This window comes from Microbacterium sp. LMI13-1-1.1, assembly GCF_040815625.1.
Lineage (GTDB): Bacteria > Actinomycetota > Actinomycetes > Actinomycetales > Microbacteriaceae > Microbacterium > Microbacterium forte.
In genome coordinates this window covers 118,366-143,946 of sequence record NZ_JBFPNL010000007.1, presented here as the reverse complement: position 1 = coordinate 143,946, position 25,581 = coordinate 118,366, and the positions used below count along the sequence as shown (strand labels likewise).

At 67.5% G+C, this 25,581-nt stretch carries 26 protein-coding genes; 10 read left to right on the top strand and 16 right to left on the bottom strand.

Translation table 11 applies throughout. The features are described 5' to 3' along the window. Nucleotides 1-17: 17 nt before the first annotated feature. The 8 genes from MRBLMI13_RS16990 to MRBLMI13_RS16955 form a co-directional block, all read right to left on the bottom strand. Nucleotides 18-1,682 (bottom strand): alpha-amylase family protein, encoded by a 1,665-nt coding sequence (locus MRBLMI13_RS16990; RefSeq protein WP_367824092.1) that lies wholly within the window; start codon nucleotides 1,680-1,682, stop codon nucleotides 18-20. Then, nucleotides 1,679-2,644 (bottom strand): TIGR03885 family FMN-dependent LLM class oxidoreductase, encoded by a 966-nt coding sequence (locus MRBLMI13_RS16985; RefSeq protein ID WP_367824090.1) that lies wholly within the window; start codon nucleotides 2,642-2,644, stop codon nucleotides 1,679-1,681. The genes MRBLMI13_RS16990 and MRBLMI13_RS16985 overlap by 4 nt, the downstream gene beginning before the upstream one ends. An 89-nt stretch (nucleotides 2,645-2,733) precedes the next feature. Continuing rightward, entirely contained in the window at nucleotides 2,734-3,423 is a 690-nt protein-coding gene (locus MRBLMI13_RS16980; protein ID WP_367824088.1) for a response regulator, read from the bottom strand. After that, complete coding sequence (locus MRBLMI13_RS16975) at nucleotides 3,420-4,607, bottom strand: sensor histidine kinase (protein WP_367824086.1); 1,188 nt, start codon at nucleotides 4,605-4,607, stop codon at nucleotides 3,420-3,422. The genes MRBLMI13_RS16980 and MRBLMI13_RS16975 overlap by 4 nt, the downstream gene beginning before the upstream one ends. Next, entirely contained in the window at nucleotides 4,604-5,446 is an 843-nt protein-coding gene (locus MRBLMI13_RS16970; RefSeq protein WP_367824084.1) for an ABC transporter permease, read from the bottom strand. The genes MRBLMI13_RS16975 and MRBLMI13_RS16970 overlap by 4 nt, the downstream gene beginning before the upstream one ends. Further along, nucleotides 5,443-6,375: an ATP-binding cassette domain-containing protein gene (locus MRBLMI13_RS16965; protein ID WP_309691295.1), complete on the bottom strand. Its 933-nt coding sequence runs from the start codon at nucleotides 6,373-6,375 to the stop codon at nucleotides 5,443-5,445. Before MRBLMI13_RS16965 ends, MRBLMI13_RS16970 begins: the two co-directional genes overlap by 4 nt. Before the next feature lie 216 nt (nucleotides 6,376-6,591). Beyond that, nucleotides 6,592-7,035: a BLUF domain-containing protein gene (locus tag MRBLMI13_RS16960; protein WP_042539972.1), complete on the bottom strand. Its 444-nt coding sequence runs from the start codon at nucleotides 7,033-7,035 to the stop codon at nucleotides 6,592-6,594. Beyond that, complete coding sequence (locus MRBLMI13_RS16955) at nucleotides 7,032-7,250, bottom strand: hypothetical protein (RefSeq protein ID WP_042539970.1); 219 nt, start codon at nucleotides 7,248-7,250, stop codon at nucleotides 7,032-7,034. Before MRBLMI13_RS16955 ends, MRBLMI13_RS16960 begins: the two co-directional genes overlap by 4 nt. A 116-nt stretch (nucleotides 7,251-7,366) precedes the next feature. Between MRBLMI13_RS16955 and MRBLMI13_RS16950 the strand changes: the two genes are divergently transcribed. Beyond that, nucleotides 7,367-7,807: a hypothetical protein gene (locus tag MRBLMI13_RS16950; protein ID WP_367824081.1), complete on the top strand. Its 441-nt coding sequence runs from the start codon at nucleotides 7,367-7,369 to the stop codon at nucleotides 7,805-7,807. Between the two features lie 38 nt (nucleotides 7,808-7,845). Continuing rightward, a complete protein-coding gene (locus tag MRBLMI13_RS16945) occupies nucleotides 7,846-8,163 on the top strand; it encodes an NIPSNAP family protein (RefSeq protein WP_367824079.1) in 318 nt (105 codons plus the stop codon). 21 nt (nucleotides 8,164-8,184) lie between these two features. Here the strand turns inward: MRBLMI13_RS16945 and glsA are convergent, their stop codons facing one another. Together glsA and MRBLMI13_RS16935 are read right to left on the bottom strand one after the other, a co-directional pair. Next, the gene (gene glsA, locus MRBLMI13_RS16940) at nucleotides 8,185-9,117 is read right to left on the bottom strand and encodes a glutaminase A (RefSeq protein ID WP_367824077.1); all 933 of its coding nucleotides are present in this window, start codon (nucleotides 9,115-9,117) and stop codon (nucleotides 8,185-8,187) included. 288 nt (nucleotides 9,118-9,405) lie between these two features. Then, complete coding sequence (locus tag MRBLMI13_RS16935; protein ID WP_367824075.1) at nucleotides 9,406-10,638, bottom strand: ATP-binding protein; 1,233 nt, start codon at nucleotides 10,636-10,638, stop codon at nucleotides 9,406-9,408. 140 nt (nucleotides 10,639-10,778) lie between these two features. Between MRBLMI13_RS16935 and MRBLMI13_RS16930 the strand changes: the two genes are divergently transcribed. The 5 genes from MRBLMI13_RS16930 to MRBLMI13_RS16910 all read left to right on the top strand — a co-directional run bounded on the left by MRBLMI13_RS16930 (nucleotide 10,779) and on the right by MRBLMI13_RS16910 (nucleotide 16,453). Further along, on the top strand, nucleotides 10,779-11,813 hold the full coding sequence (locus MRBLMI13_RS16930; RefSeq protein WP_367824073.1) for a LacI family DNA-binding transcriptional regulator: 1,035 nt from the start codon (nucleotides 10,779-10,781) through the stop codon (nucleotides 11,811-11,813). Nucleotides 11,814-11,964: 151 nt separating this feature from the next. Next, nucleotides 11,965-13,212: an ABC transporter substrate-binding protein gene (locus MRBLMI13_RS16925; protein WP_367824071.1), complete on the top strand. Its 1,248-nt coding sequence runs from the start codon at nucleotides 11,965-11,967 to the stop codon at nucleotides 13,210-13,212. A gap of 64 nt (nucleotides 13,213-13,276) precedes the next feature. Continuing rightward, nucleotides 13,277-14,233, top strand: coding sequence for a carbohydrate ABC transporter permease (locus MRBLMI13_RS16920; protein ID WP_367824069.1), 957 nt, complete (start codon nucleotides 13,277-13,279; stop codon nucleotides 14,231-14,233). Further along, complete coding sequence (locus tag MRBLMI13_RS16915) at nucleotides 14,230-15,099, top strand: carbohydrate ABC transporter permease (protein ID WP_309691308.1); 870 nt, start codon at nucleotides 14,230-14,232, stop codon at nucleotides 15,097-15,099. Before MRBLMI13_RS16920 ends, MRBLMI13_RS16915 begins: the two co-directional genes overlap by 4 nt. 7 nt (nucleotides 15,100-15,106) lie before the next feature. Beyond that, nucleotides 15,107-16,453, top strand: coding sequence for a family 1 glycosylhydrolase (locus tag MRBLMI13_RS16910; RefSeq protein WP_309691309.1), 1,347 nt, complete (start codon nucleotides 15,107-15,109; stop codon nucleotides 16,451-16,453). Between the two features lie 34 nt (nucleotides 16,454-16,487). On the opposite strand, the gene MRBLMI13_RS16905 is transcribed toward MRBLMI13_RS16910, so the two are convergent. Further along, on the bottom strand, nucleotides 16,488-17,099 hold the full coding sequence (locus MRBLMI13_RS16905; RefSeq protein ID WP_367824067.1) for a small multidrug efflux protein: 612 nt from the start codon (nucleotides 17,097-17,099) through the stop codon (nucleotides 16,488-16,490). A gap of 221 nt (nucleotides 17,100-17,320) precedes the next feature. Between MRBLMI13_RS16905 and MRBLMI13_RS16900 the strand changes: the two genes are divergently transcribed. After that, nucleotides 17,321-17,989, top strand: coding sequence for a GOLPH3/VPS74 family protein (locus MRBLMI13_RS16900; RefSeq protein WP_042539961.1), 669 nt, complete (start codon nucleotides 17,321-17,323; stop codon nucleotides 17,987-17,989). A 29-nt stretch (nucleotides 17,990-18,018) separates the two neighbouring features. Here MRBLMI13_RS16900 and MRBLMI13_RS16895 read toward each other — a convergent pair whose 3' ends face one another. After that, nucleotides 18,019-18,864 carry a MerR family transcriptional regulator gene (locus tag MRBLMI13_RS16895; RefSeq protein ID WP_367824065.1) on the bottom strand — a complete coding sequence of 282 codons (846 nt, stop codon included), beginning with the start codon at nucleotides 18,862-18,864 and terminating at the stop codon, nucleotides 18,019-18,021. Between the two features lie 82 nt (nucleotides 18,865-18,946). Here MRBLMI13_RS16895 and MRBLMI13_RS16890 point away from each other — a divergent pair, with 82 nt between their 5' ends. Both MRBLMI13_RS16890 and MRBLMI13_RS16885 read left to right on the top strand, forming a co-directional pair. Continuing rightward, a complete protein-coding gene (locus MRBLMI13_RS16890) occupies nucleotides 18,947-19,489 on the top strand; it encodes a hypothetical protein (RefSeq protein ID WP_367824063.1) in 543 nt (180 codons plus the stop codon). Nucleotides 19,490-19,493: 4 nt separating this feature from the next. Next, nucleotides 19,494-20,078, top strand: a complete 585-nt coding sequence (locus MRBLMI13_RS16885; protein ID WP_367824061.1) for a TetR/AcrR family transcriptional regulator — start codon at nucleotides 19,494-19,496, stop codon at nucleotides 20,076-20,078. 112 nt (nucleotides 20,079-20,190) lie between these two features. On the opposite strand, the gene MRBLMI13_RS16880 is transcribed toward MRBLMI13_RS16885, so the two are convergent. From MRBLMI13_RS16880 to MRBLMI13_RS16865, 4 genes are read right to left on the bottom strand one after another with little or no spacing between them, the layout of a single operon-like run. Beyond that, a complete protein-coding gene (locus tag MRBLMI13_RS16880) occupies nucleotides 20,191-21,099 on the bottom strand; it encodes a carbohydrate ABC transporter permease (RefSeq protein WP_367824059.1) in 909 nt (302 codons plus the stop codon). Next, nucleotides 21,099-22,037: a carbohydrate ABC transporter permease gene (locus MRBLMI13_RS16875; protein ID WP_079113516.1), complete on the bottom strand. Its 939-nt coding sequence runs from the start codon at nucleotides 22,035-22,037 to the stop codon at nucleotides 21,099-21,101. Before MRBLMI13_RS16875 ends, MRBLMI13_RS16880 begins: the two co-directional genes overlap by 1 nt. Next, nucleotides 22,034-23,329, bottom strand: coding sequence for an ABC transporter substrate-binding protein (locus MRBLMI13_RS16870; RefSeq protein ID WP_367824057.1), 1,296 nt, complete (start codon nucleotides 23,327-23,329; stop codon nucleotides 22,034-22,036). The genes MRBLMI13_RS16875 and MRBLMI13_RS16870 overlap by 4 nt, the downstream gene beginning before the upstream one ends. A gap of 36 nt (nucleotides 23,330-23,365) precedes the next feature. Then, a complete protein-coding gene (locus MRBLMI13_RS16865) occupies nucleotides 23,366-25,510 on the bottom strand; it encodes an alpha-galactosidase (RefSeq protein WP_367825062.1) in 2,145 nt (714 codons plus the stop codon). Nucleotides 25,511-25,581 lie beyond the last annotated feature (71 nt).

Here is a 25,581-nt window from a genome sequence, read left to right as displayed (position 1 = left end):
ACGCGGTGCGTCGCCGGTCAGGTCACTCGGCCATCACCGGGACGCGATACGCGAAGCCAGCGGTAGCCGTACGCCGGCACCTCCAGCTCGACCCCGCCCTGGGCGTCGAGTGCCAGGCGTGACGCCTCGAGGAGGTCGACGAGAGTCGTGCCCTCCGGCTCGTCGGACAGCCGGAAGGACGTGGTCACCGGCACCTCTGCGAAGTTGTGGAGGGCGATCATCCGGCCGACGTCCGCCGAGAGCGAGTGCACGAGCAGCGACTCGGCAGGCTGGTCGATGACCTCGAGCGTGCCCCATCCGAGTTCCGGCGAGATCCGGTAGCTCGAGGTGAGAGCGCGGATGAAGTACAGCAGTGAGCCGCGGTCGGCCAGCTGGGCGGCGACGTTCACGTGCTCCGGCGCATACCCGTCGGACGGCGGACGGGCCACGAGACGGCTGGGCGCGGCATCCGAGAATCCTCCGTTGCGATCGTCGGACCACTGCATCGGAGTCCGCACGGCCTCCCTGCCAGGGATCTCGATGTTCTCGCCCATGCCGATCTCCTCACCGTAGAAGAGCACAGGCGTGCCGGGCAGGGTGAACAGCAGGCTGTAGGCCATGCGGATGCGGCGCGGATCGCCGTCGAGCATCGGCGGGAGGCGCCGGGTGATGCCTCGTCCGAACACCCGCTGCCGCTCGTCGGGCGCGAACGCCTCGAACACCTCGTTCCGCTCGCTGTCACTGAGCTTGTCGAGGGTCAGCTCGTCGTGGTTGCGCAGGAAGTTCGCCCACTGCACCTCAGAGCCGAGCACGGGTCGGGCCCGCAGCGCTTCGATCAGAGGCGCGGGGTCCTTGCGCGCGAACGACAGGTACAGCGACTGCATCCCGACGAAGTCGAACTGCATCGTGAGCTCGTCGCCGTCGTCACCACCGAAGTACTGCACCTGCTCGTCGTAGGGCAGATTGACCTCGCCGAGCAGGATCGCCTCGCTCGACCGGCGCTGCAGGAACCGGCGGATGTCGCGCAGCAGATCGTGCGGCTCGGGGATGCCGGCGCCCTCGGGGATCTCGAGGAGGAACGGCACGGCATCGACGCGGAACCCCGAGACGCCCAGCTGCAACCAGAACCCGATGATCTTCGCGATCTCGTCGCGCACCCGAGGGTTGGCGATGTTCAGGTCGGGCTGGTGCTCGTAGAAGCTGTGCTGATACCACTGCCCCGACTTCTCGTCCTTGCCCCAGATGCCGTTCGCCTGGCCGGGGAAGACTTCGTTCTTCTGACCCTTCGGAGGCGCGTCGTCACGCCAGACGTAATAGTCGCGGTAGGGCGAGTCCACGCTGCGCTTGGCCGCGAGGAACCACGGATGCCGGTCGGAGGTGTGGTTGATGACCAGGTCGACGATCACCCGCATCCCCCGATCGCGCGCGGTGCGGATGACCTCGACGAAGTCGCCGTGGGTGCCGAGGCGCGAGTCCACGCCGTAGAAGTCGCTGACGTCGTAGCCGTCGTCACGGTCGGGGCTCGGATAGAACGGCATCAGCCACAGGCAGGTCACGCCGAGCTGCGACAGGTAGTCGATCCGCTGGGCGAGGCCCTGCAGATCGCCGACCCCGTCTCCGTTCGAGTCGAGGAAGGTCTCGACATCGAGGCAGTAGACGACCGCGGTCTTCCACCAGAGGTCGCTCGTATCGGTGATCTTCACAGTCTCTCCTTGAGTGCGGGGATGAGCTCGGATTCTGCGGCGGCGAGGAAGTACGACTGCTCGGTGCCGACGTGGTGCAGATACACGCGATCGAATCCGATCTGCGCGAGGTCGGCGATACGGCCGGCCAACGCCGAGGCGTCGTGGTCGATCAGCACGGCCTTTCGCAGCTCGTTCCTGTCGAGGCCGGCCACCGCCGCCTCGAAGGCCTCGGGCTGCTCGAGATCCCAGGTCTGCGGGGGCGAGAGCAGACCGTTGGTCCACTGCTCGCGGGCGATGGCGAACGCCACCTCGTCGCTCTCCGCGAGGCTGAGGTGCACCTGCAGGATGCAGGGGCCAGAGCCCCCGGCGCCTCGGTAGGCGTCGACGACGCGCTGCAGCGCGGCGGGCTCCTGGATCACGGTCGCGAGACCCTGCGCCCACGAGGCCGCCCACTCGGCGGTCTCGGCGCTCACCGCGGTCGCGAACAGGGGCGGCGGTTCGGCCGGCCTGCTCCACACTCGCGCTTCGTGGACGCGCACCAGGCCGTCATGGTCGACCTCTTCGCCCTCGATCAGTCGGCGGATCACGTCGACGCTCTCGCGCAGTCGCTCGTTGCGGACCTGCTTCTCGGGCCACGCGTCGCCGGTCACGTGCTCGTTGACCGCCTCGCCGCTGCCCATCGCCGCCCAGAAGCGACCGGGGAACATCTCCTCGAGAGTCGCGAACGCCTGCGCGATCATCACCGGGTGATAGCGCTGCCCGGGGGCATTGACCATCCCGATCGAGAATTCCGTGCAGGCGAGCGCGGCCGCGATCCAGCTCAGCGCGAAGCCGGACTCGCCCTGGGCTCTGGTCCACGGCGCGAGGTGGTCGGAGCACATGGCTCCGTCGAACCCCGCGCGTTCGGCGCCGATCACCGCGTCGAGAAGCGCGCTCGGTGCGATCTGCTCGTGCGAGGCGTGAAAACCGATGAAGACCATGCGCCGAGTCTTGCAACGAACAGGGCCGCACGGCAGTGGTGGACACACCGCAGTGAGTCTGCGAGGATGGGCGGCCCTGCGCGGCGGGGCTATTGGCCGGTGGGCCTGACGATGCCGAGCTCGTACGCCAGGATGACCGCCTGCACACGGTGCGGCAGGTCGAGCTTCATGAGGATGCGGCCGAAGTGCGCCTTGACCGTGGATTCGCTCAGGTGCAAGGCCCTCGCGATCTCGTCGTTCGTGAGGCCGCGGCCGACGTGAACGAAGACGTCGCGTTCGCGGTCCGTCAACACCGAGAGAGCGTGATCCTGAGCCCGAGTACGGGGAGCCAGGTGCGGCAGGGCGACTTCGATGAGTTTCGAGGTGATCCGCGGAGCGACCACGGCATCGCCCGTCGCGACCGTGCGGATCGCGGCGACGAGTTCGATCGGTCGCGTGTTCTTGAGCAGGAACCCTGCGGCTCCGGCCTGCAGCGCCCCGAAGGCGAACTCGTCGAGGTCGTAGGTGGTCAGCACGAGCACCCGGGTTCGTGGCAGCCGTGCGGTGAGGTCTCGGGTCGCGTCGATGCCGTCCTTGCCGGGCATGCGCACATCCATCAGGATCACGTCGGGCCCCAGCGCGATCGCGGCGTCCACGGCAGACGCCCCGTCGGAGGCTTCGCCCACGACCTGGATGTCGTCCTCGGCCTCGAGCACGAGGCGGAGTCCGTAGCGGACCAGCTCCTGATCGTCGGCGATCAGCACCCGGATCCGGGCGGCGTGGGCATCGGATGTCGTCATCGTTTCTCCGTCTGCAGTCGTACGAACACGCGCCAGCCTCCGCCCGGCCGGAGCCCGGCCTCGACGTGCCCGTCGTAGAACGCGGCGCGCTCGCGGATGCCGACCAGGCCACGGCCCGGGTCGACGATAGGGAGAGCCGGAGCAGACGTGTCCTCCACGAGGATCGACAGTTCGTCGTCTGCGATCCTGATCCTCACCAGCACATCCTGCACGTCGCGTGCGTGCCGCAGGACGTTGGTCAGTGCCTCCTGCACGATGCGATAGACCGTCAGCCCCACCACGGCATCGGCGTCGATGCCGCCCGTCTGCTCGAATCGGACCGGCAGGCCCGCGATCCGCGACTCTTCGACGAGAGACGGGATGCGCTCCATGGTCGCCTGCGTCGGCTGACGGTCGACCGAGTCGCCCTCGGCGCGGACCGTCGTCAGCAGGCGCCGCATCTCGACGAGAGTCCGGCGCCCGGTCTCGGCGACCCGCCCGATCGCCCGGCGGGATTCCTCTGGCCGAGCGGCTGCGGAGGCCTGCGCGCCGTCGGCGACCGCGACCATCACGGCGAGGCTGTGGGCGATCACGTCGTGCATCTCCCGAGCGATCCGCTCGCGTTCGAGCACGGCGGCGATGTGCGCCTCCTGGTCGCGCTCGCGGCGCAGCTGCTCCGCTCGTTCCACGAGTGCGCGGAGCTCGCGCCGCCGGTGGCCGACGTTGAGCCCGACGAGGGTGGACATCAGCGAGACCGCGACCACGACGGTGGCGATGCCGAGCCAGTCGAGTGGCCAGGCGTCCAGGTCCACTCGCGGCGCCAGCCCGAGCAGCGGCGGGCCGAGGCGCACGCGAATCGCCAGCACCAGCGCAGCGAGTGTGCCTGACACTGCGGCCGTCGCGAACGCCGTCCAGGCCTGCCGCGGCCGGAGGTCGACTCCGCACCGGTGCAGCATCGCGACCGAGAGCACCGCTTCGGCGCCTGACCCGCCGGCGAATGACAGCGGGAGCATAACGACGACAGCGATGAAGGCCACGAGAGGATGCCGACGTGAGACGAGGATCGTCGCGATGCCGGCGACGAACAACGCCACGAGCGCCCACGCGGGTGTGGTCAGTGACGACTCGAGCGACAGGTAGCCGAGGGCCAGCGAGACCGCCGAGTACGACCCGAGAACCACGAGGTCGGATCGCCGCGGTGTCATACGTCTCTCTTGCGCAGGGCGATCGCGCCTGCAGCGAGCGCGATCGCCGCCCAGATCGAGGCGATCAGCCAGCCGGCACCCACGCTGATGTGACCGCTCCACAGGTCGAGGAACGGACCGCCTTCTGCGCCGACCCGGCTCATCGCATCGCCCGCATTGCCCAGCTGGGTGATGCGCATAGCGCGGGACAGCAGCCCGTACGGAAGCAGCGACGTCAAGACGGGGAGCAGCAGCGTGGCCAGGAAGACGATGATCGCTCCCGCTGTCGTCGATCGCACGAGTGCCCCGATGCCCACCCCGAACAGTGCGCAGAGCCCGAGATACCCCGCCGAGCTGAGCAGCGCGAGCACGACCCCGGGTGCGGTGAGCGGTGCCGCGAGGCCGAACTGTGCATAGATCGGCGTGGTGAGCGCCCATGCGCTGAACACGGTGACGAGGGCGGTCGCGGTGACGACGGTGAACGCCACGACCGCCTTCGCGCGAAGGACGCGCAACCGGTCGGGCACCGCGACGAACGTGGGCTGAATCGAGCCAGATGCGTATTCGGCGCCGATCAGCATGACTCCGAGGATACCGGCGATGATCTGGCCGAGGACGACGGTCGGCACTGTGACGTCGGCCATGGTGCGCTCGATCAGGAGCACCGACGGCGCACCCGACGACTCGAGCGTCACGCCGAGGAACAGGCTGCCGCCGACCCCGATGAGGAAGATCGCCGCGAGGGCGAGCACGGAGGAGGGCAGGCTGAACAGCTTGATCCACTCCGACCGCAGCACGTGGGCGAACGCGGGGCGGCGAGTGCGCGCATCCGCTCGTCGGGGACTCGTGGTGAGGGTCATCGTCCGGCTCCTTCGGTGGCATCCTGCGCGGTCGCGCGGTATTCGGTGTCGTGCGCGGTGAGGGCGAGGTAGGCGTCTTCGAGCGAGCCCTCGACGGTGGCGATCTCGTACAGCACGATGCCCGCGTCGGCCGCGGCACGCGCCACGTCCTCGGCGGCGAGGCCGTCGACCTCGACCGCGCCATCCGCGTGCGTCGTCATGGTGACCCGGGGGCCCGCGAGGGTGCTCATGAGTCGCTCGACCTCTCTGGTCCGCACGCGCACCACGGATCGGGTCGCACCCGCGACCACGTCGTGCAGAGGCCCGTCTGCCAGAATCGTCCCTCGACCGATGACCAGCAGATGGTCGGCCGTCTGTGTCATCTCGCTCATCAGATGCGACGAGAGCAACACGGTCTTCCCCTCCCCCGCGAGCTGTCGCAGCAGGCCGCGGATCCACAGGATGCCGTCGGGGTCGAGGCCGTTCACCGGCTCGTCGAGGATGATCGTCTGCGGATCGCCGAGCAGAGCCGCGGCGATCCCCAACCGCTGGTTCATGCCGAGCGAGAACCCGCCGACTCGCCTGTCTGCCACAGCATCCAGTCCCGCGATCTCGATCACCTCACGCACGCGGGCGGCGCCGATGGCGTGAGTGGCCGCGATCGCCAGCAGGTGCTTGTAGGCGGTGCGGCGCCTGTGCGCCGAGCGTGCATCGAGCAGAACGCCGACCTCGCGCAGCGGTGCGGGCAGATCCGCGTAGGCCCGACCGTTGACCTCCGCGGTGCCGGCGGTCGGCCGGTCCAAGCCGACGATCATCCTCATGGTGGTGGATTTTCCGGCCCCGTTGGGTCCCAGGAATCCGGTGACCGTACCCGGTTCGACGGTGAAGTCGATGCCGTTCACGGCCACCCTCTCGCCGTAGTGCTTCGTCAGAGACTGAACTCGAATCATGTCGCGCCTTTCGTTCGCCTTCGACGCTACGAACGACGGCGCGCGGGCACATCGGGCTGCAGTCCTGACCACGGCGACGAGGGCAGTACCGGGGTCTATACGCCGAGAGGACGTGAGCGCGAGCTCGGAGAGCGCGAGCTCGGAGAGCGCGAGCTCGGAGAGCGCGAGCTCGCGGCACAGCGGGCGGGCGAGCCGCCCGTGCACGCGGGACCGCGTCTACCGCGCGGCGGACTCCCGCACGCGGAACCACAGGGTGAGCTCCATGATCGCGCGGCCGATCATGTCGTGGTCGCCCACGCGGAGGTCGTCGAAGGAATCGCGATATCCCGACAGCATCTTCGGCTCCGCAGCGACCAGAGACTGATACCCCATGGTCCACTCGGCGAAGCGCCGCTCATGCAGCGGCTCCTCGATCAGCACACGCACATCCTCGTGACGGGGATCACGGCCGATGATCTCCATCAGGCTCTCCACGTCCGATCTGGCACCCTCGAGGATCTGAACGAACTCGCCGCCGCGGTAGAGCAGCATGCCGGTGATGTCACGAGCGCTGTTCCGGGCCCGGCTCACCGCGAGCAGGTCGGCGAGCTCCTGTTCGCTGAACGGGTGCGTCGCGCTGCTGCAGTAGACGAGCGAGACGAGTGCGTGCTCGGCGGTCATCCGGCATCCTCTCCCCGAGTGGTCACCGCGGCCATCGCGCGGTGGTGGTCTGCATAGTCGCCGATGGAACGCGAGACCGCGTCGAAAGCACGCCACATGCCATCCGCCTGGCGGTCGACGTAGCCGAGAAAGGACCCGTCCCGGCTGCCCACGTAGAAGCCGTCGGCCACGCTCGCCCACAGGGGTCGAGAGGCGAGCGGCGATTGATCACCCATGCCTTCAGCGTACCTTCGCGTTCAGGGGCGGGGTCGGCACGGGATCATCCTCGAGATGTATGCCGCTACCTCGTCCGCCCGATGTCGACGCGGCCCGCGTCGACCAGGCTGGACGTATGAACGCACGAACGGCCCTCGCCTCCTCCGCCCTGATCGTCGTGGGGCTGATCTCTCTCACCGGATGCTCCGCCTACGACAGCATCGTCCACAAGCAGGCCACATCGACCTTCGACGACGTCGAGGCCTTCGACGACGGGGCCGAGGTCGACGCCGGCTGGATCCCGGCCGACGCCACCGAGATCACCGTGCGCACGTCGACCATCGAGGACGCCGCGGACGCCGTCGTTCTGCTCTCCAGCGGATCCGCGCTCGGCGACGACTGCACCGAGGTGGAACGGAGTTCGGCGCCGGCCTGGGTGCTCGATGACGCTCCCGATCCGTACACGGCGAAGACCGTCTTCGCGTGCGGCGACTGGAGCGTCATGAGCGCCGACGGCGGATGGTTCGGCTGGACCCCGAACTCCGACGAGGAACGGAGCGTTGCGGATGCGGGCTGAGAGCGAGACGACGTTCACCCTCTGAGAGGATGAACGACATGATCACCGTTCACCTGCGCTACGAGATCGACCCCGACAAACTCGACGACTTCACCGAGTACGGGCGCGCATGGATCCGACTGGTGGCCAAGCACGGAGGAACCCACCACGGCTACTTCCTGCCGAGCGAAGGCGACAGCGACGAGGCGTTCGCGCTGTTCACCTTCCCGTCCCTGGCTGAGTACGAGATCTACCGGACGGCCTCGAAGACCGACCCCGAGTGCATCGAGGCGTTCGAACTGGCGCGGAGAACGCAGTGCATCCGCCGCTACGAACGTCGCTTCCTCAGTCCCGTCTTCTCCCCCGACGCAGACTGAGACACCGGCGGGGCTCGCTCCTCAGTTCGCCGACGTCCCGAACGCGTGCAGGTCGAGCTCGACGCTCAGCGCGTCGCATGCCGCTCTTCCACGCACGCTCGTGCCGAGCTCGTCCAGAGGAGGGCTGACGACGGCGGCGCCGAGGCGTCCGGGTGCGGAGAGCACGATGGCACCCGACACGCTCGACTTCGCCGGGATGCCGACCTCGCGCATCCACCGTCCGGAACCGTCGTACACGCCGCAGGTCGCCATGACAGAGACGACGTCGCGCGCCACGCTCTGCGAGACGACGCGTTCCCCCGAGACCGGATTCACCCCGCCACAGGCGAGGGTCGCACCCATGACGGCCAGCGCCTCCGCGTCGACGAGCACGGCGCACGCCCGCGCGTAGACGGCGACGGCATCGTCGGCGCTGACATGCAGCGTTCCCTCTGCCCGCATGAGGTGGGCGAGCGCGTGGTTGCGGTCGCCGAGCAGATGCTCGTTCCGCGCGACGCTCTCGTCGACCTCGAGCCGGCGTCCGGCGAAGGCCGACAGCCCTCGAAGGATCCGTTCGCCGCGGTCGTCCACGGTCGCGCCGTCGACGAGCGATGCCGTGAGCAGCGCACCGGCATTGACCATCGGGTTCGGCGGCCGGCCGGTTCCGCTCTCGAGCTTGATCGCGTCGAAGGCCTCCCCCGTCGGTTCGATGCCCACGAGGTCGAGCGCTTCGCCCTCGGTGTCGAGCAGCGCCAGAGCGAAGAGGAACGGCTTGACCGCCGACTGAACACTGAACGGGACCGATGACTGAGCACTGGTGCGGATCGTGCCGTCCGGCAGCACCAGCGCCAGAGCACACAGATCGGCGTCCGCGTCGGCCAGCTCGGGGATGCTGTCATCCACCGCTCCGCCCTGCTCCTGCATGACCCGCTGCCGCAGATCGTCGAGGTCGTAGCTTCGCGCGTCTGGTCTCATCCGTCCACAGTGACACGTGTCGTGTGGAAAGAGGAGATCGGCCGACGGGGTTGACGTGCGGCGGACGGCTCCGTGTCCGCAGATGAGTCGGGTGGTGCATCGAGTCACCGCCGGCCGAGCTCGAAGGGAGTGTGCTCGAGTCGGCCGCGCTCGTCGACACGATCGCGCGGCTCGGCGCTCACATGAGGGGCCCGGCTGTCACGTAGATCCGGCTGTTCCGCATCCGGTGGAGGCTCATTCGCCAGGACACAGTCGGCTTCCCCGGCGCGGCGATGAGCCAGCCCTCCGTCAGACGTTCGGCCAATCGCTGGTCAAGTACGCCTCGACCGCGCGGTGCCGGAACGTATAGGGCTTGCCGCGGTCGATGATGCCGCGCACAGTGTCCAGACGTTGAGCCGTCGGCCCCACCTCGGTGACCTTGGAGAACCCCATCGCCTCTGCGATTCGAGTGGCCGTGCGCTCGGCGACGGGCAGCTCGGCCATCGCCTGCAGCATCTGGCGCTCGCGTGCCGGAAGACGCTCGAGGATGCGCTCGACGTGTGCGGTCGCTTCCCGCTGTGCGCCTCGCCATCCTCGGCGGACCTGCTCCGCGGTGATCGTCTGGGTCGCGCCTGCATACCAGGCCTGCTCACCAGCGAGCTGGAAGAGGAACGGCTCGCCGCGGCAGACGTCGACGACGAGACCCGCAGCGTCGGGTTCCATCCGCACACGGGCGGTGCCGCCGGATCCATCCGAGACTTCCCACCCCTCGAGAACGAACTCCTGCAGCGCCTCGGCGAGGTCCTCCTCGTCGATGGCCGACAGCGTGGTGGTCTTGAAACGGCAGGCGAAGGTGGCGCCCTTGCGCGCGCCAGCCATGTCCTCGAAGTCCGGGAGTCCGGTGAGGTAGACAGCGATCGGCAGGGAGCGGCTCACACGCGCACCTCCGGGGACTGCGACCTCGACCTCGTGGGTGAGCGCATCTCCGAGCGCGATGAGCAGCTGCGAGAGCGCCTTCTCGTCTGTGATGTTCTGGACCTCGTCGACGTGGACGAGCGCCATGACCCGGCCGCTGGCGATCGCGGCCAGGCCGACCTCGATGAGCAGCTCGGTGAGCGCCGAGTACGGCTCACGCCCGTCTGCGCCACGGAGCGTGAGAGAGATGCCGGAGACAGCGACCGCCTGGACACGTGCGATTGCGTCCCCGATCCGCTTCTCACGCGAGGATGGAAGGTCCGCGTCGGCCGCGAGCTTCAGCACCGCCTCTGCGACGAGCTTCAGCGGATCGGCACCGGCAGGAATGCGCAGCTGGGGTGTGACCCAGTCACCTGCACGGGATGCTTCCTGAGCGATACGGCGGACGAGAGTGGACTTTCCGAGGCCGGGTTCTCCGAGGATCGTTCTGCCCCGCTCGGGGAGACCCGCGAGCCTTCGCGGACGCACGACATCACGCCAGTCGCTCAGCTGCTCGGTGCGACCTGCCCATACGTCCGGAATCGTGTCGGAGCCGGGACTGAACGGATTGTCGAGTGCGTCGCGCATGTTGATAACATTATCAAATTTCATCGTCTTGATAAGGTTATCTTTGGTCTCCCTTGTGTCCACGCGGGCCGACGTCAAGCATCCGTTCCGTGATCGCCTGGTGTCCGAGGCCGCAGGGGAAACGTTGTAGAGTGCGCAGAATGAAAGCTGGGTCAGAGACGACGGCGACTCTGCACGATGTCGCACGGGCGGCGGGCGTGTCGATCAAGACCGTCTCGAACGTCATCAACGGCTATCCCCACATACGCCCTGAGACGCGCGAACGTGTCGAGAAGGCGATCGACCAGCTCCACTATCAACCCAACCGCGCAGCGCGCAGCCTGCGCTCCGGCCGCACCGACATGATCGGGCTGATCGTGCCCGATCTGCGGAACCCCTATTTCGCCGAGCTCGCCGACGACGTCATGAGAGCCGCGCGCGAGCGCGGCTTCTCGGTGCTCATCGAGCAGTTCGACCTCGATCGCGAAAGCGAGCTCGCCGCATTGCGTGACGCCCACCTTCGCGGACTCGACGGCATCCTGCATTCGGTGCTCACCCTCGAGCAGGGCGATGCCGCACTGCTCGAACGCGTTCCCGTGCCGATGGTGCTCCTGGGCGAACGGCTCTTCGAGTCGTCACGCGATCACGTGACGATGCGCAACACCGAGGGGGCGCAGGCAGCCACCGCGCATCTGCTCGGACTGGGCCGCCGACGCATCCTCGCGCTCGGCTCGCATCCCAGTGAGGAGTTCGGCTCCCCAGGGCTTCGCCTTCAGGGGTACGCCGATGCACTCGCTGCCGCGGGAGTCCCCCTCGACGACAGCCTCGTGGTTCCGGTGGACCTCTGGCACCGGGCCGACGGAGCCGACGCGATGCGCGCCGTGCTCGACACCGGGGTGCAATTCGACGGCATCGTCGCCTTCAACGATTCCCTCGCACTCGGTGCTCTGCGGGTTCTCCTCGAACGAGGCGTCCGGGTTCCGGAAGACGTGGCCGTGATCGGCTTCGACGACCTCGACGAGACACGCTACAGCCTCCCGGCCCTCTCGACGATCAACCCCGGACGGTCCGAGATCGCCCGCACCGCAGTGGACCTTCTCGTCGCACGCATCGGCGGAGCGGATGCCGAACCTCCCCGGGAGGTCTTCACAGACTTCTCGCTCGTCGAGCGCGAGTCGACCGCCGCCACTCGCTAGTCGAGCACCCCCTCTTGACATCGCTCGAGTAAGGCGCGATCATCCATTTACAACGTTTACCTCCATCGTTGTAAACCCGAGCACCACGGCACCCGAGCCGACCTGACACCGCAGTCACAGAAGGGCATCGAAGATGATGATGAGAAGAACCATGATGGCCATCGCCGCGGCGAGCGCGACAGCGCTCGCCCTCGCCGGTTGCTCCGCCCCCGCGGACGATGACTCCGAAGGGCCCACCACCCTCACGTTCTGGCATGGATACACCGAGGCCGACGGCGAGGTCCTCGACCAGATCGTGGCCGACTTCAACGATTCGCAAGACGACTACGTCATCAAGACGGAGACCAAGACGTGGGCGGTCATCGACGACACCCTGCTTCCGGCCCTGTCGTCGGACGAGGGTCCGGACATCGTGGCGATGCCGGCAGAGCGGATGCCGGTGTACGCCGACCGTGGAGCCTTCGTCGACCTGACCGACTTCTACGCCTCGGACGACAGCAACACCGCCGAGCTCGCCGAGCAGTCGGTCGACATGGTCGCCGTCGACGGCACGCCCTATGGAGTGCCGACCGGCTTCGTGCCGCTCTCGGTGTTTTACAACAAGGCGCTGTTCACCGCCGCGGGCATCGACGAGTTCCCCACGACCTGGGACGAATGGGTCGAGGCAGCGAAGGCGCTCACGGTCGATGAGGACGGCGACGGCACCCCCGAGCAGTACGGCCTCGCGCTCCCCGATCACGCTACCGTCGCGAACGGGCTGTGGCCGAGCCTTCTGCTCAGCGGCGGCGGCGGAATCGTCGACGGGGCGACGGATGCCGTCATCGACTCGAACGAGAACGCCGAGTCGATCGCCTACTGGGTCGACGCCATCACGAACGACAAGATCTCCCCGACGGGACTCGACGGCATCGGTGCCGACGAGCTCTTCAGCTCAGGCAAGGCCGCCATGCACGTCGGCGGGCCCTGGATGTCGTTCATCTCGGCCGACAACGACATCGACTACGGCATCGCGGCGATCCCTGCCGGGCCCGAGGATCAGGCGGCGTCCGCCATCGGGGTGTCCATGGGCATCACCGAGCAGGCCGACGACGCCCAGGTCGCGGGCGCCGAGGCGTTCTTCTCCTACTTCTTCCAGGAGGACGTCGCCACGGAGTGGTCGCTCGCGTCGGGGTGGCCCCCGCTGCGCACCGACATCCCCCTCGAGTCGGTCGAGTCGAACCCGGTCGTCGTGTCGCTGACCGAGATCGCACCGACCGGCCGCGCACTGCTTCCCGGTGTGGTCAACAGCGTCGATGTGCTCGCTGCCATCGACACCCTCACTCAGAAGGCCGTCGCGGGAGGCGACATCGACGAGCTGCTCTCCGCCGCCCAGAGCGAGATCCAGCAGGCCATCAAGTGACCCCGCTCGCGGAAGGGGCGCCCACGTCGCCCCTTCCGCGTCCTTCTTCGAGAAAGCAGCGCCGATGACGACGCAGGCCGCCGCGCCCCCCGCCCGCCGTTCCTATCGCCCACCCGCACCACTGGGTGGCCGCACGCCCCTCCGTCGCAGCAACCGGTACCGCCTGACGGTGATCGCGTTCCTCCTTCCGGCGATCATCATTCTCACGGTGTTCGTCGCGTGGCCGATGCTCTCCGCTCTCCGGCTGTCGTTCACCGACGCGAGCGGCTTCGGCGACGAGGAGTGGGTCGGGCTGCAGAACTACGTCGACGTCTTCACCGACTCCGGCGTGCTCACCGCGATGGGCAACACCGCGGTGTACTCGCTGCTGTTCACCCCGGTCGTCGTGGTGATCGCGCTGGTCTTCGCCCTGCTGCTGAACAACCGGCTCCTCCCAGGGCGCGGTGCCTTCCGCACGATGCTGTTCCTGCCGTTCATCGTCTCCCTGGCCGTCGCCGCGTTCGCGTGGTCGTATCTCCTCGACCCGCAGATCGGCCTCCTCAACCACTGGCTCCGTGGCTTCGGCATCCAGCTCGGCAACGTCCTGCAGGACCCTGTGCTCGCCATGCCGACCGTGGTGCTCGTCGCCGTCTGGAAGAGCTTCGGGTTCTACATGGTGATCTTCCTCGCCGGGCTCCAGGACATCCCCGGCAGTCTCTACGAGGCCGCCCGCGTCGATGGCGCGAGCGCCTGGCAACGATTCCGCAGCATCACCCTGCCGATGCTCAGCAGCTCGCTCGGCTTCGTGCTCATCGTCGCGCTCATCGCGGCACTGCAGGCGTTCGATCAGATCTACGTGATGACCGGCGGTGGCCCCTACGGCAGTACGCAGACGATCGTCATGGAGATCTACGAATCGGGCTTCCGCAAGCTCGAGCTCGGCTTCGCGTCGGCGCTCTCCTACGTCCTGCTGCTGATCACGCTGGTGCTGAGCCTCGTGCAGTTCCTCTTCTTCTCGCGCCGAGAGGCGGATGCCTCGTGACCGCGCTCAGTTCGCCGACCATCGCTCGTCGGTCGCCGCACGCGACGCGGCGCCGGCTCGCATCCGCCGCCCTGCTGGTCGTCGCGGCTGCGGCGACGCTCGCGGTGATGCTGCCGATCCTCATCATCGTGTTCACCGCCTTCAAGCCGGTGTCCGAGGTGAACGCGTATCCACCCACGCTCCTGCCCGGCGCGTGGACCCTCGACAACTTCACGAGGATCTTCACGGAGCTGCCGTTCGCACGCCTCATCGCCAACAGCTTCGTGTTCGCCGGTGGGGTCACCCTGTTCGCGCTGGTGTTCGATTCGCTCGCGGCGTACGCACTCGCCCGACTCGACTTCCGAGGCAGCAAGGTGCTGCTCATCGCGATCATCGCGAGTCTGATGATCCCGTTCCAGGCGACCCTGATCCCGATCTATCAGCTCGTCTCCGACCTGGGGTGGGTGAACTCCTACGCCGGGCTCATCGCTCCGCGCGCCGCCGACGCGTTCGGCATCTTCTTCCTGCGGCAGTTCTTCCTGTCGCTGCCCCGCGATCTCGACAACGCCGCACGCATCGACGGCGCGAGCGAGTTCCGCATCTTCCGCAGCGTCGTGCTGCCGAACGCGGTGCCCGCACTGCTCACCCTCGGGATCTACATCTTCGTGAACAACTGGAACGACCTCCTGTGGCCACTGGTGTTCACGACGGATGCCGAGATGGGCACCGTCACATCGGGGCTCACGCTGTTGACCGGCCCCGGCGGCATCATCCCTCAGGGGGTCATGATGGCGGGCTCGCTCATCGCCGTGCTTCCGCTCGCCATCGTCTTCCTGCTCATCCAGCGACGCTTCGTCGAAAGCATCGCCTCCACCGGACTGAAGTGACATTGATATGACCTGGTACCGCGACGGCCTGCTGCACTTCGGCCTCGGCATCGAGAACACGTTCATCCCGCAGGAGCGGCCCGGCGAACGCGCGATCGACGAGTACGCCCTCACCGAGCACTACGACCAGTGGAGCGACGACCTCGGCCTCGCCGCCTCAGTCGGCGCCGAGTTCATGCGCTGGGGCATCCCCTGGCACGTCGTCTCGCCCGAACGAGGCCGATGGGACTGGTCGTGGACCGACCGGGTGATGGACCGCTTCGGCGAGCTCGGCATCCGCCCCATCGTCGACATCCTGCACTACGGCACCCCGCTGTGGATCGACGACCAGTTCGCTCATCCCGACTACCCACAGCACGTCGCGGAGTACGCCGCCAGGGCTGCAGAGCGCTACCGCGACGTCGCCACCGACTACACGCCCGTGAACGAGCCGATGCTGCATTCGCTGTTCAGCGGCGAGTACGCCTACTGGCCGCCGTACCGACAGGGAACCGCCGGTCTGGTCGAGATCGCGACGGCCATCGCGAAGGGGTTCGTGCTCACTCAGCGTGCGATCGCCGACGTGCTGGGAGACCGTGCCACGTTCGTACACGTCGACGCGTCCATGCGATACGCCGGCGACATCGACGCGCCGGAGCACTGGGAGACCGCACGGCGATACGCGCATCAGGGCTTCCTGGTCGAGGATCTCGTCACCGGCAAGGTCGACGACCGGCATCCGCTCAGCTCGCTCCTGCGCTCGCGGGGCGTATCGCCCGGACTCCTTCAGTGGTTCCGCGACAACGCCGTGCAGCCCGATGTGATGGGTGTGAACTACTACCCCCGACACTCGACCGAACTGTTCGAGGCGGGCGTGCACCACGGTGGCGGATTCGCCGACCCGCGGCCGACGCGCGACGACGGCGTCGACGGTCTGAAGGAGATGCTGCGAGGCTACGCCGAGCGCTACGGTGCTCCGGTCATGCTCGCCGAGACCTGTGTGACCGATGACGCCGAGACACGCATCGCCTGGATGGATGCCTCGGTGAGCGCAGTCGAGCAGCTTCGCGCCGAGGGTACGGATGTGGTCGGGTACACGTGGTGGCCGCTCTTCGACATGTATGAATGGACTTACCGTCACAGCACCGCGCCGCGCGCGGATCACCTGCTGAGCATGGGCCTCTTCGATCTGGTCGAGACACCCACCTCACTCGAGCGTGTTCGGAATCCGGTCGCCGACCGCTTCGCCGCTCACGCACTCAGGAGCACTCGCCCCGAGTCCGTTCTCGCGGAAGCGTCTCACGGGATGCATCCTCGGTCACCAGAACGTCCGACGCCGAGAGCCGTGGTCAGACGCGAGGATGGCCTCTTCTGAAGATCGCAGCCGACAGGTGGGCGCGATGAGGACCTCACCAGCCCAGCAGGGCGAGGAGTCCCGTGGCAGCGGCCGCGACAGCTCCCGTCCACAGCACGATCGCGATGACCTGCCACAGGATGACCCATTCCTTGCGCACGCCGGATGCGACGAAGAAGGCCGCGGTGAGCATCGTCGGAAGAGCGATCGGTGCCAGGATGCTGGCGCCGGGGACACCGAACCTGACCAGCCAGCGCCGCAGCTTCGCGCGCCCCTTCCCGCGCCGCGTCGTGTCATCGTCGTCGGCTGTCGCTGAGCCGGAGACCCCGCCTGCGTCGGATGCCGTCGCGGTCGCCACCGTCGACGTGACATGCGCCGAGCCACCGACCGCTGAGGGCGAGGCCGCAGCCGATCGCGCCGCGCGGCGCGCGACGACCCCGCCGCGGATCCGCGATCCGAGCAGCACGACCGCGATCACGCAGAGCACATTGCCCGTGATGGCGGCGAGCGCAGCGACGATCGGGTTGATTCCGGCGATGATGCCGAACGCGGCGGCGCCCTCGCCCTCGATGTACGGGATGGCGGCGACGAGCGCGACCATGATCGGCTGCAGGATCTCGGGGACCTGGTTGATGAAGTCCTGCAACCAGGGATAGGGGTTGTCCATCGGTCGTATCTCTCTCTGTCGGATGCCGCGGACGATGCGTACCGCGGATGTCTGAAGGCAGTCAAGACCGTGTGCCCGGGACAGGGTCAAGCGTGAGCTCTCCGATCACCGACCCGCTTGACCCTGTGGTCGGAACACCGTCTTGACTATGCGTCTACAGGCGCTCGTGACGACCGTGACGACAGGTCGCGGCCGCGACGCCGAGGACCCGAGGAGCACCCATGTCGGAAGAACCCCTGATCGTCGAAGACACCCTGCTCCTGCTCTTCCAACCCGATTCGGGCACCATCGCCGGCGAGAACATCCTCTTCTACGTGCTCGGCGGCGCCGTGCTGGCCGACCTCGCGCTCGCCGGTCGGGTCGAAGCCGAGGAGCACGGACTCTTCACCCGGGTACGCGCGGTCGGCGAAGGCGACGCGCCCGACCCGCTTCTCGCATCGGCACTGACATCGCTGTCGAAGAAGGCTCAGGACGTGCAGGCCGTTCTCGCCGGCATCGGTCCCCAGCTGCGCGGCCCGGTCCTCGACCGTGTCGTCGCGCGCGGTGATCTGAACCGCGCGGAAGGCAAGGTCCTCGGACTCTTCCCGACGACGAAGCTCACACTCGCCGGCGAACGCCGCTCCGACCTCATCCGCAGAGTGCGAGCCGCGCTCATCGACGGCGACGATCCGGACCCCCGCACCGCGGCGAGCATCGCCCTCCTGTCGGCGAGCGGTACGCTCCCCCAGTTCCACGCGGAGATCCCCTGGGGCAGCGATGTCTACGCGCGGGCGAAGCGGCTCGAGGACGGCGACTGGGGTGCCGCAGCGGCATCGAGCGCGGTGGTGCGCACGATGAACGCCGTCATCATGAACACCGTGATCGCGGCGACGGTGCTGCCGCGTCTGTGAATCGACAGCGCCGGGAGTCGTGCTCCCGCTCAGCCGGCGGCGATCGTCGCCAGCGCGATCACATGCGCTCGGGCGATCACATCGAGCTGGGCGGGGTTGTAGAGCGCGGCGACCGACTCCGCGACCGCCTCCCATGTCATCTGCGGGCGCCCTCGGTGATGCGCCAGAGGATCCTGCAGCCACGGATAGGTCGTCAGATCATGAGCGAGTCCGACCGCATATCTCTCCGCCATGCGGATCCGCGTCTGCTCGTCGGCATCCGGTGGCAGCGCATCGAAGTCGGCGCGCACGTCGGCCGGATCGGATTCGAGCATCACCCGGAGATCCCGCATGGCCTCGTCGTCGTAGACCTGGGAGTAGATGAGCATCAGCGACCGTTCGGTCTCGGTGAGGCGTGCGGTGAGGTTCTCGAAGCCCCGAGGCAGATCCGTCGTCGTCGCGCCGTCGATGATCGTGCGGATCTCCACCCGAGCCTGCTGCAGCCGCTCGATCGTGACGGCGAGCTCGGCGTCGATGTCTTCCAACGCCGCGAGGGCACGATCGTCCCCGGCGGAGACGCGATCGATCTGATCGAGGGGAACCCCGAGTTCGCGCAGACGACGGATGCGGAGCAGCTGCACGAGGTGACTCACCTCGTAGCTCTTGTATCCATTCGAGGATCTGCTCGGCTGCTCGAGCAGGCCCACCTGGTGGTAGTGCCGCACGGTGTTCACCGTGGTTCCGGCGAGGTCAGCGACCTCTCTCGTGCTCCACGCCATGAAGGGTCCCTTTCCTGCGCGGCCGTCTTCTGACTCATTCTGGCCGTCGGCGGCGCCCGTGGCGACGCTTTCCTCCGTCGAGTGCATGTCGTAGTAGAAACCCTGTGGTCGCCACATACTCAAGTCCTGCGGCGTCCGCATGTCAGGTGGTAGCACAGTCGTGCTAACATCATCGGACCGTCGACCGAGAGGACCGTCCATGATCCTTGCTGCGATCATCGCGTGCGAGGTGGGCTTCTGGATCGCGATCGCAGCCGGCCTCATCGCCCGCTACGCCTTCGACCGCCCGAGACTGGGCCGGATGCTGCTGCTCGCGGCGCCGGTCATCGACCTGGTTCTGCTGGCGCTCGTCGCCCTCGATCTCATGAGCGGGGGAACGGCCTCGTGGCACCACGGTCTGGCCGCTCTCTACATCGGCATCTCGGTCGCATACGGCCACCGGATGGTCGCGTGGGCGGATGCGAAGTTCGCCTCGCGCTTTCGTGGGGCGGCGCCTCGACCGCGTCTGTTCGGCTCTGCGTACACGATCTCCTGCTGGAAGGACGTCGCGCGCACGATGCTGGCCGCCGCGATCGCAGCGGGGCTCCTCGGGGGCCTCATCGCTCTCGTCGGCGACGCGGCTCGCACCGCCGAACTGCTCGGATTCTTCCCGATCCTCGGCATGATCGTGGCGATAGATCTGCTGTGGGCCGTCAGCTACTCGATCTGGCCCAAGCGATCACCCGCCACTGCACGAGAATGAGGTCATGCCCCGCCTCATCGACCACGACGACCGCAACGACGAGATCGGGGCGGCGGCGTTCCGCGTGCTGGTGCGCGATGGCATCGCCGGGTTGTCGGTGCGCAAGGTCGCGGAGGAGGCGGAGATCGCCACGGCGTCGCTCCGACGCGCGTTCCCGACGCAGGACGCCCTCCGCCGCTTCTGCTTCGACCGCATCCGACAGTCCGTCGCGGCCCGACTGCGTGCCGTGACGGGCGACGGTCGCGAGAGAGCGATGCAGTGGATGCGGGAACTGCTCCCCCTCGACGACACACGACGCACAGAGCTCGTCGTGCAGCTGCAGCTGAGCCGGCTCGCCCTCACCGACGAGAGCCTGAGGGGAAGCGCAGCCGACCTTCACGACGGCGTCCGCCGAGTGTGCTCATCAGTGCTGCGACAGCTCTCAGAGTCGGGAGTGACAGACCCGACTCTCGATCCCGATCTCGAGACGGCACGACTGCACGCCTTGCTCGACGGGCTTGCGCTCCACCTGCTGTGGAACACCTCCGACGACCCCGCCGGTCAGGCCGACCGGGTGCTGCAGCGACACATCGACAGCCTCGCGGCCTGAGCCCCCGCGACGACCGAACTCCCAGACTGCGGATGCCCGCGTGCATGGCCCTGTCTGAGGTGACCTCTCCGCCCCGTCACTCGGCGCAGTGCGGCATCTCTCCCGATCACACCTACTTGATGGATCCCCGGGTGACCCCGGAGATGACCCACCGCTGCGAGAAGATGTAGACGATCAGGAGCGGCGCCATCGCCATCAGATACGAGGCGAAGGCGGTCGTGTAGTCGGTGTTGTACTGGCCCTGGAACACGTACTGCGCCAGCGGGATCGTGCGCGCACCGGGGTCGGTGAGGACGACGAGCGGCATGATGAAGTCGTTCCACGCCCAGACGCAGGTGAGGATGCCGACGGTGGCGTTCATGGGCGTGAGCAGCGGGAACACGATCTGCCAGAACACCCGCCACGTGGATGCTCCATCGACGCGCGCCGCCTCTTCGAGCTCGATCGGGATCGAGCGGATGTAGGCGCTGTAGATGAAGACGTTCAGCGAGATGCCGAAGATCGTGTAGAGCACGATCATGCCGACCTGGTTGTCCAGACCGAGGAGCGACGTCTGCTTGACCAGGGGCAGCATGATGATCGGGAACGGGATGAACAGCGCGGCGAGGAAGTAGAAGAACACCCCCTTGAAGAACGGTCGGTGGCTGTTGCGGGCGAGCGCGTACGCCACCACCGAGCTGGTCAGCAGGGTGAAGACGACCGCTCCGACCGTGATCAGCGCCGTGTTGAACAGCGCCTGCGGGAACGCGGTCCTCGCCCACGCGTCGGCGAAGTTCTCCCAGCGGATCGGGTTCGGCCATTCGAACCCGTTGCCGGCGGCGAGCTGCTCTGGCGTCTTCAGTGCGACGGCGACCGCGAGGTAGAGCGGGATGAGCACGGTCAGCGAGCAGACCGCGATGAGCGCGGTCGCCCACCAGTTCGTCCTGCGGGTGTCGTCGTTCTCGGAGGCGCGCCTGGCGCGCCATCCGGGGCGAGGTGTCGTCGCCTCGGCTTCGGCGAGGATCGTGGTTGCGGTGGTCATCAGATATCGGCCTCTCTGCGCTGAAGGACCCGGAACTGCAGGAGCGAGACGATCGTGATCACGATGAAGAAGATCACGGCGTTCGCGGTCTGGTAGGCGAACTCTCCGCCGGAGAATCCACCGCGGAAGACGAGCAGGGTGACCGATTCGGTCGACGTGCCCGGCCCTCCGTTCGTAAGGGCGACGATCGGGTCGAAGACCTGCAGGAAGCCCTTGAGGCTCAGCACGACGTTGATCGTGAAGAACGCGCTGATGAGCGGGAAGGTGATGGATCCGAACTGCCGCCATGAGGATGCACCGTCGAGAGATGCGGCTTCGTACAACTCGCTCGGGATCGTCTGCAGACCGGAGAGGTAGATGATGATCGAGAACGCGCAGGCCTGCCAGACCGCCAGTGCGACGATCGCCGTCCACGCCCAGTCGGGGTTGGTGAGGATGTTGTCGCGGAACAGCGGGATGCCGGACAGGATCTTCGGCAGCGAGTTCGAGAACAGGAACTGGAAGACGTAGCCGATCACGAGGATCGCGAGCACGTACGGCACGAAGTAGACGCCGCGCCAGAAGTTCCGTGCGCGGATCTTGGCATTGAGCCCCATGGCGATCGAGAGCGAGATCACGTTCGTGAGGATCGTGGCGACGATGGCGAACAGGAACGAGAACCCGTAGGCCTTCAGGACTCTGTCGTCCTTGAAGAGGTTGAGGTAGTTCGAGATGCCGACGAAGTTCCAGTCGCCGTAGCCGGCGTAGTTCGTGAAGCTGAAGAAGATGCCCACGATGACGGGGATGGTGTGGAACGCGGCGAAGGCGATGACGGCGGGCCAGACCATCCAGTAATAGGCGGGCAGCGCGCGGGAGCTCGCGGTGCGGACCCGGCGCGCTCGCTTCGTGCCCTCGGGCCCCGGTGTCGTGGCGCGCACAGCGCTGGTCAGGGTGCTCATTCTTCGTCTCCCGTCACGGGGATGGTGCGGGCGGCGACTTTGCGCCACTCGCTGTCGAGGGTCGACAGCGCCGCATCCGCGTCGCCGTCGAACAGGAACTGCTGCACGATCGCGACCAGCGGGATGCTCGGCGGCACCTGATGATCGATGAAGCCGGTGATCTTCCCCTCGTCGAAGAAGGGCTTGACCGACTGCAGCGCAGGGTCGTCGCTCAGCTCGGCGCCCTCCACCGACGGGATCATGTTCTGAGAAGCGGCGAACTCCTCGATCACTCCGACGTCGAACAGGTACTCGATGAAGCGGAGCGCCTCCTCGCGATGAGGTGTGTCCTTCGCCATGGTCACGACGACGTCGACACCGGAGACCAGCAGACGATCATCAGGATCGTCCGCCGCCGGGTAGGGGAAGATCGCCGCCTTGATGTCGGGGTTGATGGCCTTGACGGGGTTCAGCGCCCAGATGCCCTGCAGCAGCATGGCGGACTCGCCTCGGGCGAAGGCCGCGTTGCCGTCGTCGTAGGTGCGGCCGCGGTATCCCTCCTGCATGTACGAGAAGAGCTCTGCCTGCTGAGCCATCACCTCGGGGAAGTCCTTCTCGAACGAGACGGCCGAATCGGCGCCGACATCCTCACCCTCCGCGCGAAGGTCGTCGAAGAAGCCGCCCTGCGAGGCGTACGCCCCCAGAGCGTTCCATGACGGCATGCCGGTCCACGAGTCCGCGAGGGTGCCGTAGAACGGGGTGATCCCCGCAGCCTCGAGGGCCTCGCACACCGCGATGAACTCGTCCCACGTCTCGGGGACCTCGAGCCCCTGCTCCTCGAAGATGTCCTGGTTGTAGATGACGCCGTTGGCGTTGTTGACGTAACCGAGTCCGTTCACCTCGTCCTGCTTGGTGCCGAGATCTGAGAGGATCTCCTGCACCGCGGGGTTGATGGTCTCTAGAACCGGCTCATCGGAGAAGTCGTAGAACACCCCGGCCTGAGCGAGGTCCCCGAATCCCCCGTTCGCGTTCAGGGTGATGACGTCTGGCGCCTTGTCCTTGACGAGCAGCGTGCGGATGAGGGTCTCGGAGTCCGCGACCTGATTCTGCACGACGCGGATATCGGGATTCTCGGCCTCGAAATCCGCGATGATCGCGTTGAAGTCCTCTAGCGCCTCCCCCTTGAACTGGAAGAAGCTGAGGGTGGTGACGCCGTCGTCCGGCGACGACGCGCACCCTCCCAACGCCACGACGGTGCCGAAGGCGGCCGCCATCGCGACACCCCTGGCGGTCTTTCGATGTCTGATTCTCATGCGTGCGCCTCCTTGCGCGGAAGAACTGCTCGGTTGTCAGTGCTGTGAAACGATCTCGACGACGGTCGCCTGCTGCGGGAACTGCACGGGCGGGCGGACGCCGATGCTCCCGAGCTCGTGGCCGGTCATCGTCACGGGCTCTTCGGCCCACGCGAGCGGCGACTGCGCAGGGTCGTGCGCGGGACGCGAGAGGATGCGGAGTGCGTATGAGCGAGCAGGGTCGAGCCCCGGGAACCGGACGCGCCCCGCCGGGTAGGCGGCGCTCGTCGCGACCTGCGTGATGGTGAACACCGCGTGCGCGGCATCCTCGGCGACGATCCCGCGCACGTCGATGCCCGGCTCGACACCGTCGACGTGGACGACGGTGCCGTCGGCGATCAGCGGACGCAGCCGCTTGGCGAGGGCGATCCAGGCGGCGACACGCCCCCGGGTCTCCTCGTCGGCGGAGGTGAGGTCCCACTCGACACCGAAGTGTCCGAGCAGGGCGACAGCGGCGCTCAGCTCGAGCGAGACCGTGCGCCCCGACGAATGCACGACCGGGCTCGTGAGGTGCATGCCCATCATCTCGGGCGGCACGACGAGGCCGGTGTAGCGCTGGTTCTCGAGCCGCTCGATCGGGTCGAGGCTGTCGCTGGTCCAGATGCGGTCGGTGCGGTCGAGGATGCCGAGGTCGACTCGAGCACCGCCCGATGCGCAGCTCTCGATCTCGAGATCGGGGTGGGCCGCCTTCAGCTCATCGAGCAGTCGGTAGAGCGCGAGGGTGTGTTCGCGCACCCGCGGGGATCCGCCGGGGCCGCTGCCCGCATCGACGAGATCCCGGTTGTGATCCCACTTGAGGTAGGCGATCGGGTACTCGCCCAGGAGGGCGAGAAGCCGATCGGCGATGTGTCGGTACGCGTCGGGATTCGCGAGGTCCAGCACCTGCTGCTGCCGTGCGGACGGCGGCAGCGACGACCGGCCTTGAAGGATCCAGTCGGGATGCGCGCGGGCGAGGTCGCTGTCGGGGTTCACCATCTCGGGCTCCACCCAGAGCCCGAACTCCATGCCGAGCCCTGTGACCTTGCGGACGAGAGGATGCAGACCCTCGGGCCAGACCTCGGCATCCACCTCCCAGTCGCCGAGCCCTCGGGTGTCGTCGCGTCGCCCGGTGAACCACCCGTCGTCGAGCACGAACCGCTCGATCCCGACGGCCGCTGCCGTATCGGCGAGCGCAGCCAGGCGGTCGAAGTCGTGGTCGAAATAGACGGCCTCCCACGTGTTGAGAGTGATCGGACGCGCACGGCGCGGATGCTGGGGACGGTCGCGCCACTCGGAATGGAAGCGCTGCGCCAGCCGGTCGAGACCGTCGCCCCACGAGCCGATGACCCAGGGCGACGACACGGACGCTCCGGGGGCGATCACGACCTCACCGGGGGCGAACAGCTCACCGCCGGCGAGGAAGGCATCGCCCGTCACGACCCGCTCGGCGAGCACGCGGTGGTTTCCGCTCCACGCGACGTGGATGCCGTGCACCCGACCGGACTCGAATCCGAACCCGGGCCGCCCCGCGGCCAGCAGCACCGTCGCGTCTGCCCCCGGACGCCCCCTCCGGCTCTCGCGCAGGTGAGTGCCCAGAGTGAAGACGTGCCGCTGAGCGCTGCGCTCGCGAAGATGGTGACCGGTCGTGTCGAGCAGTTCCGTGGCATCCCCCGGGGTGGGGAAGGCGAGCTGCAGCGCATCGAGGGAATAGCCGCCGTCGCCGGTGTTGCTCACCGTCATGCGCTGATGGAGAAGCCCTGCGACGCCGACTTCGACGTCCCACCGAAGGCGGATCCCCGCTTCCGCATCCTCCAGCTCGACCGCGGCCGCATGGTGATCGACGCGCACCTCGACGACTTCGGGCTTGATGCTGAAGCCGACTCCCCCACGGTGCCCCTCGATTGTGGGCGTTCCCAGCCAGCCCGAGGCCTCGGTGGCGACCGCGCTGAGACGTGCCGTGCGGTCGAGACCGCCGGACACCCGCTGCGGACGCGCGGCGACGGCGAGGCTGCGCAGCGTCTCCGGAGTCGAGTCGGCGAGCTCCTCACCCCAGTGGACGATGACGGGCACCTCTTCGGACTCGAGGTCGATGACGACACTCGTCCCGCCGCGGTGAAGGTGGATCACGCGATCGCGGGTGGCCGGGGACTCGAGATCATCCATCACGCTCTCCTGCAGAGCCTCATTGCTGAAATGCATGGATTAGTTCTATCACGAAAATAAGTATGAGCCAA